Annotated in this window: 19 protein-coding genes; 11 read left to right on the top strand and 8 right to left on the bottom strand. The window is 61.8% G+C overall.

Features of this window, described 5'->3' with window-relative positions; all coding sequences use genetic code 11:
* The first annotated feature begins 266 nt into the window (after nt 1-266).
* The 10 genes from QMK47_RS05560 (at nt 267) to QMK47_RS05515 (ending at nt 7,274) form a co-directional block, all read left to right on the top strand.
* The gene (locus tag QMK47_RS05560; RefSeq protein ID WP_018614011.1) at nt 267-1,241 is read left to right on the top strand and encodes a KpsF/GutQ family sugar-phosphate isomerase; all 975 of its coding nucleotides are present in this window, start codon (nt 267-269) and stop codon (nt 1,239-1,241) included.
* On the top strand, nt 1,242-1,766 hold the full coding sequence (locus QMK47_RS05555; protein ID WP_014336638.1) for a KdsC family phosphatase: 525 nt from the start codon (nt 1,242-1,244) through the stop codon (nt 1,764-1,766). It begins immediately after the preceding gene.
* A gap of 7 nt (nt 1,767-1,773) precedes the next feature.
* Nucleotides 1,774-2,343: an LPS export ABC transporter periplasmic protein LptC gene (gene lptC, locus QMK47_RS05550; protein ID WP_072346983.1), complete on the top strand. Its 570-nt coding sequence runs from the start codon at nt 1,774-1,776 to the stop codon at nt 2,341-2,343.
* The gene (lptA, locus tag QMK47_RS05545; RefSeq protein ID WP_214511257.1) at nt 2,330-2,878 is read left to right on the top strand and encodes a lipopolysaccharide transport periplasmic protein LptA; all 549 of its coding nucleotides are present in this window, start codon (nt 2,330-2,332) and stop codon (nt 2,876-2,878) included. The genes lptC and lptA overlap by 14 nt, the downstream gene beginning before the upstream one ends.
* Complete coding sequence (gene lptB / locus QMK47_RS05540; protein WP_214511256.1) at nt 2,878-3,603, top strand: LPS export ABC transporter ATP-binding protein; 726 nt, start codon at nt 2,878-2,880, stop codon at nt 3,601-3,603. The genes lptA and lptB overlap by 1 nt, the downstream gene beginning before the upstream one ends.
* Before the next feature lie 164 nt (nt 3,604-3,767).
* Nucleotides 3,768-5,261 carry an RNA polymerase factor sigma-54 gene (locus QMK47_RS05535; protein ID WP_003197849.1) on the top strand — a complete coding sequence of 498 codons (1,494 nt, stop codon included), beginning with the start codon at nt 3,768-3,770 and terminating at the stop codon, nt 5,259-5,261.
* Nucleotides 5,262-5,337: 76 nt separating this feature from the next.
* Nucleotides 5,338-5,646 carry a ribosome hibernation-promoting factor, HPF/YfiA family gene (gene hpf, locus QMK47_RS05530; RefSeq protein ID WP_003178005.1) on the top strand — a complete coding sequence of 103 codons (309 nt, stop codon included), beginning with the start codon at nt 5,338-5,340 and terminating at the stop codon, nt 5,644-5,646.
* A 12-nt stretch (nt 5,647-5,658) separates the two neighbouring features.
* On the top strand, nt 5,659-6,123 hold the full coding sequence (gene ptsN / locus QMK47_RS05525) for a PTS IIA-like nitrogen regulatory protein PtsN (protein WP_003197847.1): 465 nt from the start codon (nt 5,659-5,661) through the stop codon (nt 6,121-6,123).
* 2 nt (nt 6,124-6,125) lie between these two features.
* Complete coding sequence (gene rapZ, locus QMK47_RS05520; protein WP_003197845.1) at nt 6,126-6,983, top strand: RNase adapter RapZ; 858 nt, start codon at nt 6,126-6,128, stop codon at nt 6,981-6,983.
* Between the two features lie 15 nt (nt 6,984-6,998).
* Nucleotides 6,999-7,274: an HPr family phosphocarrier protein gene (locus QMK47_RS05515; protein ID WP_212797529.1), complete on the top strand. Its 276-nt coding sequence runs from the start codon at nt 6,999-7,001 to the stop codon at nt 7,272-7,274.
* Nucleotides 7,275-7,498: 224 nt separating this feature from the next.
* Here the strand turns inward: QMK47_RS05515 and QMK47_RS05510 are convergent, their stop codons facing one another.
* The 6 genes from QMK47_RS05510 to pmbA all read right to left on the bottom strand — a co-directional run bounded on the left by QMK47_RS05510 (nt 7,499) and on the right by pmbA (nt 12,873).
* On the bottom strand, nt 7,499-8,389 hold the full coding sequence (locus QMK47_RS05510) for a ZIP family metal transporter (RefSeq protein ID WP_253471642.1): 891 nt from the start codon (nt 8,387-8,389) through the stop codon (nt 7,499-7,501).
* Between the two features lie 19 nt (nt 8,390-8,408).
* A complete protein-coding gene (locus QMK47_RS05505; protein ID WP_320389907.1) occupies nt 8,409-9,032 on the bottom strand; it encodes a superoxide dismutase in 624 nt (207 codons plus the stop codon).
* A 2-nt stretch (nt 9,033-9,034) separates the two neighbouring features.
* Entirely contained in the window at nt 9,035-9,475 is a 441-nt protein-coding gene (locus tag QMK47_RS05500; RefSeq protein ID WP_253471637.1) for a hypothetical protein, read from the bottom strand.
* Nucleotides 9,476-9,502: 27 nt separating this feature from the next.
* Nucleotides 9,503-10,879 (bottom strand): class II fumarate hydratase, encoded by a 1,377-nt coding sequence (locus QMK47_RS05495; RefSeq protein ID WP_253471634.1) that lies wholly within the window; start codon nt 10,877-10,879, stop codon nt 9,503-9,505.
* A complete protein-coding gene (locus QMK47_RS05490; protein WP_214511250.1) occupies nt 10,872-11,267 on the bottom strand; it encodes a FagA protein in 396 nt (131 codons plus the stop codon). The genes QMK47_RS05495 and QMK47_RS05490 overlap by 8 nt, the downstream gene beginning before the upstream one ends.
* 259 nt (nt 11,268-11,526) lie before the next feature.
* Complete coding sequence (gene pmbA / locus QMK47_RS05485) at nt 11,527-12,873, bottom strand: metalloprotease PmbA (RefSeq protein ID WP_253471632.1); 1,347 nt, start codon at nt 12,871-12,873, stop codon at nt 11,527-11,529.
* 108 nt (nt 12,874-12,981) lie between these two features.
* Here pmbA and yjgA point away from each other — a divergent pair, with 108 nt between their 5' ends.
* The gene (gene yjgA, locus QMK47_RS05480; protein ID WP_014336624.1) at nt 12,982-13,506 is read left to right on the top strand and encodes a ribosome biogenesis factor YjgA; all 525 of its coding nucleotides are present in this window, start codon (nt 12,982-12,984) and stop codon (nt 13,504-13,506) included.
* A 174-nt stretch (nt 13,507-13,680) separates the two neighbouring features.
* Here yjgA and tldD read toward each other — a convergent pair whose 3' ends face one another.
* Complete coding sequence (tldD, locus tag QMK47_RS05475) at nt 13,681-15,123, bottom strand: metalloprotease TldD (RefSeq protein ID WP_214511248.1); 1,443 nt, start codon at nt 15,121-15,123, stop codon at nt 13,681-13,683.
* A gap of 5 nt (nt 15,124-15,128) precedes the next feature.
* Complete coding sequence (locus QMK47_RS05470; RefSeq protein WP_320389906.1) at nt 15,129-15,992, bottom strand: carbon-nitrogen hydrolase family protein; 864 nt, start codon at nt 15,990-15,992, stop codon at nt 15,129-15,131.
* Between the last annotated feature and the right edge of the window lie 122 nt (nt 15,993-16,114).

Here is a 16,114-nt window from a genome sequence, read left to right as displayed (position 1 = left end):
CTTGCGATGCAGCCTCACATTCGAATGCCCTGGGCAGCCGACAAGCGCCGGCACCGCCGGGCACGCGAACCGGCGGCGAACTATATCACTGCAACAGCCAAGCGCCCAAGGCCAACGCCCCGCCTGTTAAGCCTGGTTTAAGGTAAAAAGCCACATTTTATGTCGAACCTTGCGGCCCCTTGAACAAAGCATGACGAACTTACGTGAGGGAATTGTTCATTGCCGCTATAATCGCCGCCTTTTCATCGGGCTATACGATTTCTGACATGAGCCAATCCAGCGACCTGATTCAATCGGCACAACGTACCATCCGCCTCGAGCTCGAAGCCGTGCAAGGCTTGCTGCCCCATATCGACGCTGATTTCGTACGCGCCTGCGAGATGATTCTGGCCAGCAAAGGCCGCGTGGTCGTGGTCGGCATGGGCAAGTCCGGGCACATCGGCAACAAGATCGCCGCGACCCTCGCCAGCACCGGCACCACGGCCTTTTTTGTTCATCCGGCCGAAGCCAGCCACGGGGACATGGGCATGATCACCCGGGACGACGTCATCCTGGCCCTGTCCAACTCCGGCTCCACCAATGAGATCATCACGCTGCTGCCGCTGATCAAGCGCCTGGGCATCCAGTTGATCAGCATGACCGGCAACCCGGACTCGCCGCTGGCCAAGGCCGCCGAAGTAAACCTCAATGTCCATGTCGAACACGAAGCCTGCCCGCTGAACCTGGCACCGACCTCCTCCACCACCGCTGCCCTGGTCATGGGCGACGCCCTGGCCGTGGCGCTGCTGGAAGCCAGGGGCTTCACCGCCGAAGATTTCGCCTTTTCCCATCCCGGTGGCGCCCTCGGCCGGCGCCTGCTGCTGAAAGTCGAAAACGTGATGCACGCTGGCCAGGAGTTGCCACAAGTGCTGCGCGGCACGCTGCTCAAGGACGCGCTCATGGAAATGACCCGCAAAGGGTTGGGCATGACGGTGGTCTTGGAGACCGACGGCAAGCTCGCCGGGATCTTCACCGACGGCGACCTGCGCCGCACCCTGGACCGCACCATCGACATCCACAGTGCGACCATCGAGCAAGTCATGACGCCCCACGGCAAGACCGCCCGCGCCGAGATGCTCGCCGCCGAGGCCCTGAAAATCATGGAAGACCACAAGATCAGCGCCCTGGTGGTCGTCGACGACGAAGACCGTCCGGTGGGTGCCCTGAACATGCACGACTTGCTGCGTGCGGGAGTCATGTAAATGAACACAGACCTGTTGCAACGCGGCCAGGCCATCAAGCTGGCGGTTTTCGATGTGGACGGAGTGCTGACCGACGGTCGCCTGTACTTCCTTGAAGACGGCAGCGAGTTCAAGACGTTCAACACCCTCGACGGCCAAGGCATCAAGATGTTGATGGCCGCCGGCGTGCAGACCGCTATCATCAGCGGCCGCAAGACCCCGGTGGTCGAGCGGCGCGCGAAGAACCTCGGCATCCCGCACCTTTACCAGGGACGCGAAGACAAACTGGTGGTGCTGGACGAGCTTCTGGGGCAACTCAACCTAAGCTATGAACAGGTGGCCTACCTCGGTGACGACCTGCCAGACCTGCCGGTGATTCGCCGGGTCGGCCTGGGCATGGCGGTCGCCAACGCGGCCAGCTTCGTCCGTGAACACGCCCACGGTGTCACCACGGCGCGAGGCGGCGAAGGTGCGGCCCGCGAATTCTGTGAACTGATCCTGCGCGCCCAGGGCCGCCTCGAAGCGGCCAACGCCGCGTACCTGTGAGCCATATATGCTGAGCAAGAAGATTCGCACCATCGTGGTGTTCGGCTGTATCGCGGCGATTTTTGCTGCGGTGGGCTACTGGAACATCAGCCCCGAACGGTTTCTCGACCGGCCTGCGGCCCAGGTCGAGGAAAAGATCGACTGGTACGCGACCAACACGCATACCCTGCAGTACCTGCCCGACGGCAAAGTGCAGTACGAGATGACGTCCGACAAGGTCGACCACGTAAAGGCCACTGACATTACGCTGGTCACCAAGCCCGACCTGAACATGTTCCGCGGCACCGAGTTTCCGTGGCACGTGCAGAGCGAGCATGCCGAAGTCAATTCCGGCGGTACCGAAGTGGAACTGATCGACTCGGTGCGCGTCGCCCGAACCGACGAAAAAAACCGTACGACCATCATCACCAGCACGCGCATGACCGTGTTCCCACAGCAAGAATATGCGCAGACCGAGCAACCCGTTAGAATCGACGGCGCCGGGGGTGTATCGACCGGCACGGGAATGAAAGCGTATTTGAAGGAAAGCAGGATACACCTGCTATCGAACGTAAGAGGACAGTATGAAGCTCGCTAAAACCCTCCCTATTTTGCTCAGTCTGGGCGCAGCACTGGGAAGCGCGAGCGCCTGGGCTCTTCCCGACGACCGCAACCAGCCTATCCGCATCCAGGCCGACGACGCCCAGCTCGACGACAAGAATGGCATCGCCACCTATAAAGGCGACGTGATCATCACCCAGGGCTCGATGAAGGTCACCGGCAATACCGTGACCATCACCCGCACCCCGTCCGGCGACATCGACGTGGTGACCTCGGTGGGCAACCTGGCTTACTTCGAGCAACTGCAAACCGCAGGCGATACCAAGCCCGTGCAGGGCTATGGGGTAACCATCCAGTACCACGCCTCCCAGGATCGCGTGGTCCTGATCGACCGTGCCAAGGTCGTCGACAAGGACAACAACGTGACCCAAGGCGAGAAAATCGTCTACGACACCAACAAGAAACTCGCCAGCGCCGGTCGCGCCACCGGCAGCAAGGTGACCGAGTCGCGTCCGCGGATCGACATGGTGATCCAACCGAAAAAGAAAACCGACGAGCAGAAGGCCCAGTAATGGCAACTCTGAAAGCTCAGCATCTGGCCAAGAGCTACAAGAGCCGTCAAGTCGTGCGTGATGTCAGCCTGTCCATCGACAGCGGCCAGATCGTCGGCCTGCTCGGCCCCAACGGCGCGGGCAAGACCACCTGCTTCTACATGATCGTCGGCCTGGTCCAGGCCGATCAGGGGCGCGTGCTGATCGACGACGTGGATGTCAGCCACCAGCCGATGCACGGCCGGGCGAAGGCCGGTATCGGCTATTTGCCGCAAGAAGCGTCGATCTTCCGCAAACTGTCGGTTGCCGACAACATCATGGCGATCCTCGAGACCCGCAAGGAACTCGACAAGGCCGGTCGTCGCCAGGAGCTGGAAAGCCTGCTGCAGGAATTCCACATCAACCACATTCGCGACAACCTGGGCATGAGCCTGTCCGGCGGTGAGCGGCGTCGCGTGGAAATCGCCCGCGCCCTGGCCACCGCACCGAAGTTCATCCTGCTCGACGAACCGTTCGCTGGCGTGGACCCGATCTCGGTAGGTGACATCAAGCAGATCATCCATCACCTCAAGGCCAAGGGGATCGGCGTGCTGATCACCGACCACAACGTGCGCGAGACGCTGGATATCTGTGAAACCGCCTACATTGTCAACGACGGCCAGCTGATCGCCGAAGGCGACTCCGCAGCCATCCTGGCCAATGACCTGGTCAAGGAAGTGTATCTGGGCCATGAGTTCCGCCTGTAAGCACAAGTGTCTGGCGAATTGTCCGAGCGTCGTTTAATTTTATTATGGCGACGCTCTAGGCAAACACTTCAGTTTCAGGCATATAATTTGCTTAAGTTTGGCGCCTCGGCGCCCTGTAGTGGATGGCGCATGTGCGCCGGCTAATAAGGTGTTAAGCCCCTGCCATGAAACCATCGCTAGTCTTGAGAATGGGCCAGCAGCTGACGATGACACCGCAGCTGCAACAGGCCATCCGCCTGCTCCAATTGTCGACCCTGGACCTGCAACAGGAAATCCAGGAGGCCCTGGAGTCCAATCCGATGCTCGAACGCCAGGAAGAAGGCGACGACTTCGACAACACCGACCCGCTGGCCGACAACGTCGAGCAGAAGACCAACACTGAAATCCCGGAACCGGCCTATCAGGAAACCGCCCCGACGGTGGACAACCTGGAGGATGGCGAATGGAACGAACGCATCCCCAACGAACTGCCCGTGGACACGGCCTGGGAAGACGTCTACCAGACCAGCGCCAGCAGCCTGCCAAGCAGCGATGACGACGAGTGGGACTTCACCACCCGCACCTCTGCTGGCGAAAGCCTGCAAAGCCACCTGCTGTGGCAGTTGAACCTGGCGCCGATGTCCGACACCGATCGCCTGATCGCCGTGACCCTGATCGACTGCATCAACAACCAGGGCTACCTGGACGAGACCCTCGAAGAAATCCTGGAAGCCTTCGACCCCGAGCTCGACATCGAGCTGGACGAGATCGAAGCCGTCCTTCATCGCATCCAGCAGTTCGAACCGGCCGGCATCGGCGCCCGCAACCTGGGCGAATGCCTGTTGCTGCAACTGCGCCAGCTGTCCGCCAAGACACCGTGGCTGGCCGAAGCCAAGCGACTGGTCACCGATTACATCGACCTGTTGGGCGGCCGCGACTACAGCCAACTGATGCGTCGCATGAAGCTCAAGGAAGATGAGCTGCGCCAGGTCATCGAACTGGTGCAGAGCCTCAACCCGCGCCCCGGCTCGCAGATCGAATCCACCGAGCCCGAATATGTGGTCCCCGACGTGATCGTGCGCAAGCACAATGATCGCTGGCTGGTGGAGCTCAACCAGGAGTCGGTGCCCAAGCTGCGGGTCAACGCCCAGTACGCCGGTTTTGTGAAGCGTGCCGACACCAGTGCCGACAACACCTTCATGCGCAACCAGTTGCAGGAAGCGCGCTGGTTCATCAAGAGCCTGCAAAGCCGCAACGAAACCCTGATGAAAGTTGCCACCCAGATCGTCGAGCATCAGCGCGGCTTCCTGGAGTACGGCGATGAAGCGATGAAACCGTTGGTCCTGCATGACATTGCCGAGGCAGTGGGCATGCACGAGTCGACGATTTCCCGGGTAACCACCCAGAAATTCATGCATACCCCACGGGGCATCTATGAATTGAAATACTTTTTCTCCAGCCACGTCAGCACCTCCGAAGGCGGCGAATGCTCGTCCACGGCCATCCGCGCGATCATCAAAAAACTGGTGGCCGCGGAAAATCAGAAAAAGCCGTTGAGTGACAGCAAGATCGCTGGTTTACTGGAGGCACAAGGCATTCAGGTGGCCCGCCGTACCGTCGCCAAATACCGCGAATCCCTCGGGATCGCGCCTTCGAGCGAACGCAAGCGGTTGATGTAACAGGCCACGCCACAGCGTTCCAGTGGCAGGCATTTCTGCCTGCCGCTTTATGCACTGGCAACGAAGGAGAAGCTGTATGCAAGTCAACATCAGTGGACACCAACTGGAAGTGACCGAACCCCTGCGCACCTACATCGGCGAAAAACTCGACCGATTGGAGAGGCATTTCGACAAGATCACCAACGTGCAAGTCACGATGAACGTCGAGAAGCTGCTGCAGAAAATCGAAGCCACGCTGCATATCCCCGGCGGAGAAGTGGTCGCCAACGCAGAGCACACAGACATGTATGCCGCGATTGACCTGCTGACCGACAAGCTGGATCGCCAACTCAAAAAGCATAAGGAAAAGACCCAGAGCCTCCTCCAGGGCGCAACCGGTCGTTAACCCCCCCAATCCATGATCCGACTAGAAACCATCCTGACCCCCGGCCGTTCCCAAGTGAACGCGCCGGGCGGCAGTAAAAAGAAAGCCCTCGAACACATTGCCAACCTGATCCACCGCGAGGTACCGGATCTGGAAATGCAGGACGTCTTCGAGGCCTTGGTTGCCCGTGAAAAACTCGGTTCCACCGGTTTTGGCAACGGCATCGCCATTCCCCACTGCCGTCTCAAGGGTTGTGCCGCACCGATCAGTGCGCTGTTGCACCTTGAAACCGCTATAGATTTCGACGCCATCGACGGCGCCCCGGTCGACCTGCTGTTTGTATTGCTGGTACCGGAAGCGGCGACCGATGCGCACCTCGAGCTGCTGCGCCAGATTGCCAGCATGCTGGACCGCAAGGAAGTGCGCGAAAAACTGCGCAGCGCACCGAGCAACGAAGCGTTGTACCAGGTTGTCCTGGACGAGCAGAACGGTCATTAAAAATGCGCATGATCATTGTCAGTGGCCGCTCCGGCTCCGGTAAAAGCACGGCCCTCAACGTGCTTGAGGACAGCGGCTACTATTGCATCGACAACCTGCCCGCCGGCCTGCTGCCGGAACTGGCCGAGCGCGCCCTGATCCATACCGAGCTCGCGCAGCCGCTGGTGGCGGTGTCCATCGATGCGCGTAACCTGCCAAGCCACCTGTCGCGTTTTCCTGAACTGCTCGAGGAAGTGCGCAGCCGGCATATCCAGTGCGACGTGCTGTACCTGGATGCCGATGAAGAGACACTGCTCAAGCGTTTTTCCGAAACCCGCCGGCGCCACCCGCTGAGCAATGCCAACCGTTCGCTAGCCGAAGCCATCGAGGATGAAAGCCAGCTACTGGGGCCGATCGCCGACCTGGCAGACCTGAAGGTCAACACCACGCACCTGAACCTGTATCAGTTGCGCGACACGATCAAGCTGCGCCTGCTCAACCAACCCGAGCCGGGCACGGCGTTCCTGGTGGAGTCGTTCGGTTTCAAGCGTGGCATGCCCGTAGACGCCGACCTGGTGTTCGATGTGCGCTGCCTGCCCAACCCTTATTGGAAACCGGAATTGCGCGCGCAGTCCGGGCTCGACCAACCGGTGATCGACTACCTGGCCGCCCAGCCGGATGTCGAGGAAATGTACCAGGACATCTCCAGCTACCTGCTCAAATGGCTGCCCCGCTTTGCCGCGAGCAACCGCGCCTATGTCACGATCGCCATCGGTTGTACCGGCGGCCATCACCGCTCCGTCTACCTGACCGAACGCCTGGGTCAACTCCTGCAACAATCCCTGAAGAACGTCCAGGTTCGCCACCGCGACCTCAGCTAAAGGATTCACATCGCGATGCCTGCTCAGGAAATTGAAATCATCAACAAGCTGGGTTTGCATGCCCGAGCGTCGGCCAAGTTCGTCGGAGTCGCAGGCCAGTTCAAGGACACCACCATCAGGGTTGGCCGCACACCCGAGACTGCGGTCGACGGTAAAAGCATCATGGCGATGATGATGCTCGCCGCTGGCAAGGGCACCAAGATCCACCTGAGCACTGAAGGGGAGCAGGCGCAAGAAGCGATGGATGCCTTGGTGGACCTGATCAACCGATATTTCGACGAAGGCGAATAACGGCCCTAAGCGCCAGGCGAGCCTGTCGCGCTGAAAGAGCTTGCTATAGCGAAGGACCTTTGTGGCGAGGGAGCTTGCTCCCGCTCGGCTGCGAAGCAGTCGTAAACCGCCCTACGCCGCATCGCCGTGATAAAACATGGGGGCCGCTTCGCAGCCCAGCGGGAGCAAGCTCCCTCGCCACAAAAGCCTCTTGCCATAAAAAGCTCACTCCCCGCAGACCTGCATCACGCCAACGCCGTGTCCAACACCATCATCAGACAAAATCCCAGCAACAGCCCCAAGCTCGCCAGCTTCTCGTGACCATTGCGGCGGGATTCTGGAATGACCTCGTGAGTCACCACCAGCAACATCGCCCCGGCCGCCAACGCGAGCCCCAGGGGCAAGAGCATCTCGGCCAGGCTCACCAACCAGGCGCACAGCAGCGCGAACACGGGCTCGACCAGCCCTGACGCCGCGCCGATCAAGAACGCCTTGGCCCGCGACATCCCCGCCGTAGCCAGCACCAGCGCGATCACCAGCCCTTCGGGTACATCCTGCAAGGCGATGCCCATCGCCAGGCTATCGGCATCCGGCATGCCGCCGCCCGCCGACACCCCCACTGCCATGCCTTCGGGGATGTTGTGAGCAATGATGGCAAACACGAACAACCAGATCCGCGGTGCAATGATCGGACGGCCCGGCGCCGCGACCAGCCTTTCGGGGCTGGCCGAAACCTTGCGGTCCACCAGATACAGCCCGAACGCGCCCAATAGAATGCCAAAACTGATGAGGCCGCTGGCTGCCCAAGGCGTCAATCCCAACTGCTCGGCTGCGGCAATGCCCGGCACGATCAGCGAAAACGCCGTGGCCGCGAGCATCACCCCGGCACCGAAGCCCAGCAGGGAATCGCTGACGGCCTGGGGCATGCGCCGGATGACCAGCACCGGCACGGCCCCCAGCGCGGTACCCAAGGCGCAGAGCCCGCCGCCCTCGAGCGCGCGCAACAACCTGGGCTCCAGATCCAGCCATGCCAGGCCCTGCGCCGCCAACAACGTCATCCCGGCCAACAGCAACAACGACCCCAAGGCATAGCGGAACATCCGTCCGCTTCCAATCGCCAGTGTTTGAGTATCCATAGTCAGCCTTGGGTTGCTTTCATGAAGGACTCGAAGCCAGCGCAGCCTGGTAGCGCCGGGCGACCTCAGGCCAGTTGATCACGTTGTAGAAGGCGCTGATGTATTCCGGACGGCGGTTCTGGTAACGCAGGTAATAGGCGTGCTCCCAGACGTCCAGGCCAAGAATCGGCGTGTTGCCCTTCATCAGCGGGCTGTCCTGGTTGCCGCTGCTTTCCACCACCAGTTTTTTTTGCGGGGTCACGCTCAACCAGGCCCAACCGCTGCCGAAACGAGTCAGCGCCGCTTTGGTGAAGGCCTCCTTGAAACCCTCGATACCGCCCAGCTGCGCTTCGATCGCCGCCGCCAGGGCGCCATCGGGCCGGCCGCCACCCCGGGGCGTCATCACTTCCCAGAACAGCGAATGGTTGGCATGACCACCGCCCTGGTTGATCACCGCGGCCTGCAGGCTTGCCGGCAACTGCTCGACACTGGACACCAGTTTTTCGACAGGCCACCCGGCGTATTCGGTGCCGTCCACCGCTGCGTTGAGGTTATTGATGTAGGTCTGGTGATGCTTGGTGTAGTGGATCTCCATGGTTTGCGCATCGATGTGCGGTTCCAGGGCGTCATAGGCGTAGGGCAATGCAGGCAAGGTAAAAGCCATGTTCAATGAACTCCATGATGAAGAGGGGCATTGCTCTGCCGGGGCGTAGCGGCATTGCAGTGCAGCAGGCGTTGGGTCCGCGGGTACTCACCGTGCTCGCTGATGAAATTCAGCAGTTCGACATAGGTCTTGTGGCTCTGACGCAACGCGGCAGTGCGCAGGGCCGGTGCCAGGCGTTCGTCCTGCATCGTCTGCAACAACCGTTGGTGGATCGCACACAAATACTCGGCGCTCTCCTCCGGCTGGTTCAGGCGCAAGTGCAGGTCCGCCAGGTTGTGATGGGAGACGACGCACGCGGCCACGGCTTCGTCGGCATCCGCCCAACGCTCGAACAGCACCTGGGCCAGCGCGAGGGCTTGCAGGTAAGCTTCGCGGGCGTCTACCAATTCGCCCAGCATGAAACAGCGATTGGCCCGTTCGATCGTACGTTTCCAGTGTTCCATGATGAGTCCTCCACACAGGTGTCGGGGTTACACGCCGCCGGCGGTGAGCTTCTCCGGGTCCAGCAGGACTTCGAGTTCGCTGCGCGTCAGGTCGGTGTGCTCCAGGGCGACATCGATGACCGGCCGACCTTGCTGGTAAGCCTTCTTGGCGATTTCAGCGGCCTTCTGGTACCCAATGATGGGATTGAGCGCGGTCACCAGGATCGGGTTGCGCGACAACGCTTCCTTGAGCCGCGCCTCGTTGACCTTGAAGGTGGCGATGGCCTTGTCCGCCAGCAAACGGCTGGCGGTGGACATCAAGGCGATGCTGCTCAGCAGGTTCTGGGCGATGATCGGCAGCATCACGTTCAATTCGAAGTTGCCCGATTGACCGGCGATAGTGATCACCGTGTCGTTGCCAATCACTTGGGCCGCCACCATCGCGGTGGCTTCAGGAATGACCGGGTTGACCTTGCCGGGCATGATCGAGGAGCCCGGTTGCAAGCCTTCGAGTTCGATCTCGCCCAGGCCTGCCAGCGGCCCGGAATTCATCCAGCGCAGGTCGTTAGCGATTTTCATCAGCGACACGGCGGTGGTCTTGAGCTGCCCGGAAACCGCTACGGCGGTGTCCTGGGAGCCAATCAGCGCAAACAGATTCTTGCCCGGGGTGAATTGCACCTGGGTCAATTGCGTCAGTTGTTGGCTGAACAGCTCGGCGAAGCGTGGATGGGCATTGACTCCCGTGCCGACCGCCGTACCGCCCTGGGCCAGGGATTGCAGGCTCGGCAGCACATCCTGCAAGTGGCCGATATTGGCCTTGAGCTGCTGCGCCCAACCGTCGAGCACCTGGCTCAGGCGCACCGGCATGGCATCCATCAGATGGGTACGACCCGTCTTGATGAATGGGTGGACCTCCTCGGCCTTGCGCTCGATCACCTGCACCAGGTGCAACAGCGCCGGCAGCAGTTGCTCATGCAAGGCCAGCGCCGCGCTGACATGAATGCTGGTGGGAATGATGTCGTTGCTGCTCTGGCCGCAATTGACGTGGTCGTTCGGATTGACCGCTTCCCCCAGCAGACGACTGGCGAGGGTGGCGATCACTTCGTTGGCGTTCATGTTGGAGCTGGTGCCGGAGCCGGTCTGGAAGATATCCACTGGGAAATGGTCCATGAAACGGCCCTCGAGCAGCCCCAGGGACGCATCGACGATGGCCTTGCCCTGGGCCGCGCTGATCTGTTCCAGCTCTACGTTGGCCCGGGCGGCGGCAGCCTTGGCCAGGATCAGGGCGCGGATGAACTGCGCCGGCATACGCTGGTCGCTGACCGGAAAGTTATCCACTGCGCGCTGGGTCTGGGCGCCATAGAGGGCATCCACCGGGACTTGCAGCTCGCCCATGCTGTCGCGTTCGATACGGGTATTACTCATCGGGAGATCCTTGCACCAGTTCAATAAGAGGAATCGACGGCTCCAGGGCGCAGGTCGCCAGCGCCCAGGCATGGCTCTGCCAGCGCTTGAGGCGGCAGCGGCACAGTGATTGTTGTTCGAGCTCACGCAGGGGGCGCCAGGCCTGGTCGAGGCAGAGATTGCGCCAATGCCAGGGCAGCGCGACATCCGAGGCGGTGTCGAGCAGCAGCCGGAACGCGGTCTCGGCGATCATCCATGGCGAAGTGGCAGTGCAGCAGGCCAGATAGCGGCCCTCGGCCAGGTAGTGCTCGATCAACCGCGGCTCGTCCGGGTTCATCGCGCAACGGATCTGGCGGCTCATCCAGCGCCAGCTTTCAAGGTAGGGTTGTTCGTGCAGGGCAGAACTCATGACCGGGGCTCACTCGGCAAATGAGATTCATTATTAGATGATAATAAGAAGCAACACAACCATGAGCCGTGACAAATTCTTTTGTGGCGAGGGAGCTTGCTCCCACTGGGCCGCGAAGCGACCCCAAAATCTTACGGTCGCTGCGCAACCGAGCGGGAGCAAGCTCCCTCGCCACAAAAGCGCCCTCGCCAGAGGATTTGCGGGCACAAAAAAGGCGCGTCACCCCAGTGGATGACGCGCCTTTTTTACGCGGTGAGCGTTAGCTACCCGCCACCGTCATCCGCTCGATCAACACCGAACCGGTGCGGATGTTGCTGCGCAGTTCCAGATCGTTGCCCACCGCTACGATCTGCTTGAACATGTCGCGCATGTTCCCGGCGATGGTGACTTCCTGGACCGGGAACTGGATCTCGCCGTTCTCGACCCAGAAACCCGCCGCGCCACGGGAATAGTCGCCGGTTACCATGTTCAGGCCGTGGCCCATCAGTTCGGTCACCAGCAGGCCACGACCCATGCGCCGCAGCAAGGCCGCCTGGTCTTCTTCGCCATGGGTCACGAACAGGTTATGCACGCCACCGGCATTGGCGGTGCTCGGCATGCCGAGCTTGCGGCCCGAATAGGTGCCGAGGATGTAGGACACCAGCTCGCCGTTTTCCACGAACGGCTTGGCGTAGGTGGCCAGGCCATCGCCGTCGAACGCCGAGCTGCCCATGGCCTGCATCAGGTGCGGACGCTCGTCGATGGTCATCCATTGCGGGAATAGTTTCTGGCCCAGCGCGCCTTCGAGGAACGACGACTTGCGGTACAGGTTGCCGCCGGACACCGCCGACAGGAAACTGCCGAACAAGCCACCGGCCAGCTCGGCCGAAAACAGCACCGGCACTTCACAGGTCGGCACCGGCCGCGCGCCCAGGCGGCTGGCCGCCCGTTGCGCGGCTTTCTGGCCAATGCTCACCGGGTCCGCCAGCAAGGTGCCCTGGCGGCTCACGTCGTACCAGTAATCGCGCTGCATCTGGCCGTCGGCTTCAGCGATCATCACACAACTGAGACTGTGGCGGGTCGATGCATAACCGCCGATGAAACCGTGGCTGTTGCCATAGATCCGGCAGCCCTGGTGGGTATTGAGCGTCGTGCCGTCGGCGTTCTTGATCCGGCTGTCGGCCTCGAATGCCGCCGCTTCGCAACGCAGTGCCTGTTCGATGGCCTGCTCGGGGGTGATGTCCCAGGCGTGAAACAGGTCGAAGTCGCGCAGTTCCTTGCACATCAGCGCGGCATCGGCCAGGCCCGAGGCTTCGTCTTCGGAGGTGTGCTTGGCAATCGCCAGTGCCGCGGCGACGGTTTCGCGAATGGCCTCCGGGCCGCTCGCCGAAGTGCTGGCCGAGCCCTTGCGCTGGCCCACGTACAAGGTGATGCCAAAGCCCTGGTCGCGATTGAATTCGACGGTTTCCACCTCGCGCTGGCGCACCGACGTCGACAGGCCCTGCTCCAGCGACACCGCCACTTCACAAGCACTGGCGCCCTGGCGCTTGGCTTCGGCGAGGATCTGCTCGACTTGTTCCTGCAGTGCCGGCAATGCTTGCGGGCCGACGCTTTGAACTGCACTCATGGTGTTCTCCACTCAAATTCTTCTTTCGGTGATGGCCTTCGAGCGACCGGGCCGGACAAGCGGCCCCCGACTGGTTATCATGGCGGCGTTTCTTTGCGGACTGCCACCATGGTTGATTCTTACGACGACTCCCTCTACGAGGGTGAAAAAAGCAAATCCCAGGTCAAACGCGAGCTGCATGCTCTGGTTGACCTCGGCGAGCGCCTGACAACACTCAAGCCTGACTTGCTGGCCAAACTGCCTTTGACCGACGCCTTGCGCCGGGCCCTGGCCGATGCGCCCAAGCACACCGCGAATATCGCGCGTAAACGGCACCTGCAATTCATCGGCAAACTGATGCGCGATCAGGACACTGACGCCATCCTGGTCCTGCTCGATCAACTCGATGCCTCCACCCGGCAGTACAACGAACGTTTCCACAACCTGGAGCGCTGGCGCGATCGCTTGATCGCAGGCGACGATGGCACCCTGGAAAAATTCGTCATCGACTACCCGGAGGCTGACCGTCAGCAATTGCGCTCCCTGATCCGTCAGGCCCAGCACGAACTGGCGCAGAACAAGCCACCGGCCTCGAGCCGTAAAATCTTCAAGTACATCCGTGAGCTGGACGAAACCCAACGCGGCCTGCGCTGAGTTTCACCCGGCCCTGTAGGAGCTGCCGCAGGCTGCGATCTTTTGATCTTTTGATCTTTTGATCTTTTGATCTTTCGCTTGAGACTCAAGTGTCTGGGGAAAGATCGCAGCCTCGTTGCACTCGACAGCTCCTACACAGCTCCTACACAGCTCCTACACGAATCGTGTACATCTTTAAGCGCCCGTGCCACCCACGGTAATCGCATCGATCTTCAAGGTCGGCTGGCCGACGCCCACCGGCACCGATTGCCCATCCTTGCCGCACGTGCCCACACCGCTGTCCAGCGCCAGGTCGTTACCGACCATCGACACCTTGCTCATCGCCTCCGGCCCGTTGCCGATCAGGGTCGCGCCCTTGACCGGTGCGGTGATCTTGCCGTCTTCGATCAGGTAGGCCTCGCTGGTGGAGAACACGAACTTGCCGCTGGTGATGTCCACCTGGCCGCCGCCGAGGTTGGCGCAATAGATGCCTTTTTTCACCGAGGCGATGATTTCCGCCGGATCGCTCTGGCCACCGAGCATGTAGGTGTTGGTCATGCGCGGCATCGGCAGGTGCGCGTAGGATTCACGGCGACCGTTGCCAGTGCGGGCCACGCCCATCAGCCGGGCATTGAGTTTGTCCTGCATGTAGCCCTTGAGCACACCGTTCTCGATCAGCGTGGTGCATTCGGTCGGGGTGCCTTCATCGTCGACGCTCAGGGAGCCGCGACGCCCGGCCAGGGTGCCGTCATCGACAATGGTGCAGAGTTTCGAGGCGACCATTTCCCCCATGCGTCCGCTGTAGGCCGAACTGCCCTTGCGGTTGAAATCGCCTTCCAGGCCGTGGCCGACTGCTTCGTGCAGCAGCACGCCGGACCAACCGGACCCCAGCACCACCGGCAACGTACCTGCCGGGGCCGGAATGGCCTCCAGGTTGACCAGCGCCTGACGCAGCGCTTCGCGGGCGTAGCCCATGGCGCGGTCTTCGCTGAGGAAATAACGGTAGTCGGTGCGCCCGCCGCCGCCATGGCCGCCGCGCTCACGGCGACCGTTCTGCTCGACGATCACGCTGACGTTGAACCGCACCAGCGGCCGCACGTCCGCTGCCAGGCCGCCGTCGGTGGAAGCCACCAGGATCCGCTCCCAGACCCCGGCCATGCTGACCGACACTTGCTGGATGCGCGGGTCGAGGGCACGGGTGGCGACGTCGATGCGCTTGAGCAGCTCGACTTTTTCGGCGCGGCTCATGACTTCCAGCGGGTTATCCGGCGCATACAACTGCGCCACGTCCTGGCTGCTGAACGCCTGGACCGTGCCGTTCTGCCCGGCGCGGGAGATCGAGCGGGCCGCACGGGCAGCAGCGCCGAGGGCTTCGAGGGTGATGGCGTTGCTGTAGGCAAAACCGGTCTTTTCCCCGGACTGGGCGCGCACGCCCACGCCCTGGTCGAGGTTGAAACTGCCTTCCTTGACGATGCCGTCTTCCAGCGACCAGGACTCGGAGATCTGCCCCTGGAAATACAGGTCGGCCGCATCGATGCCCGGGCCGGCCAGGTCGCCCAGCACGCCTTGCAGGCTTTCGATGGTTACGCCGCCGGGGGCTAGAAGGTGTTCACTGACTGAGGACAACAACCCGCTCATATGATTTACGCCTTGAATTCGTCGTCTTGGACAGGCCGCTGTCGAGCGCCCTGCGAGAAAAAGCGCCGATGGCTCGCCACCGGCATGCGCGTCCGGATGGACGCCTGTTCACTGCTGTCGCGCTCGGCCAGCAGCACGGCCTCACCTTGATCCTGTTGTGCCAGCACACGGCCCCAGGGGTCGACAATCGCAGCATGGCCAAAGGTTTCCCGCGGCCCCGGATGCACGCCGCCCTGGGCGGCCGCCAGCATGTAGCACTGGGTCTCGATGGCCCGGGCACGGATCAGCACCTCCCAATGGGCCGCGCCGGTCACCGCGGTAAACGCCGACGGCGCAGTGATCAGTTCGGCCCCGGCAGCCCGCAGCTCGCTGAAGAGCTCCGGAAACCGCAAGTCATAACAGACCGTCAGGCCCACCCGGCCCACGGGGGTATCGGCAACCACCACGTTAGCGCCATAAGCATAGTCATCCGACTCGCGATAGCGCCCGCGATTGTCCGCCACATCCACATCGAACAGGTGCAACTTGTCGTAGCGCGCCACGATCTGGCCCTGATCGTCGACCAGCAACGAACAGGCATGGGACCTGGCCTCGGGCTGGTCCACCGGTGGCAACGGCAACGTGCCGGCCACAATCCATAACTTGAGGTCTCGGGCGACCTGTTTCAACCAGGGCAGGATCGGTCCCTGACCAAAGGCTTCGGCACGACCGATATCGGCAATGTCCCGCCGCCCCATCGCGGCGAAATTCTCCGGCAGCACGGCCAGCCTGGCGCCGCCAGCGGCAGCCTGCTCCAGCAGCACACGGGCACGGGCCAGGTTGGCGAGCACATCGCTTTGGCTGACCATTTGAATCACTGCGACTGGCATGACAGTTCCCCGTTGTTTGGCAGTGCCCTTTGTGGGAGCGAGCTTGCTCGCGATGGCGGTGTATCAGTCAACACACATGTTAGATGTACCGGCCTCATCGCGAGCAAGCTCGCTCCCACAGG

Origin of the sequence: Pseudomonas sp. P9_35, assembly GCF_034008205.1 — a bacterium.
Lineage (GTDB): Bacteria > Pseudomonadota > Gammaproteobacteria > Pseudomonadales > Pseudomonadaceae > Aquipseudomonas > Aquipseudomonas kilonensis.
This window is presented reverse-complemented; position numbering and strand designations above follow the sequence as displayed.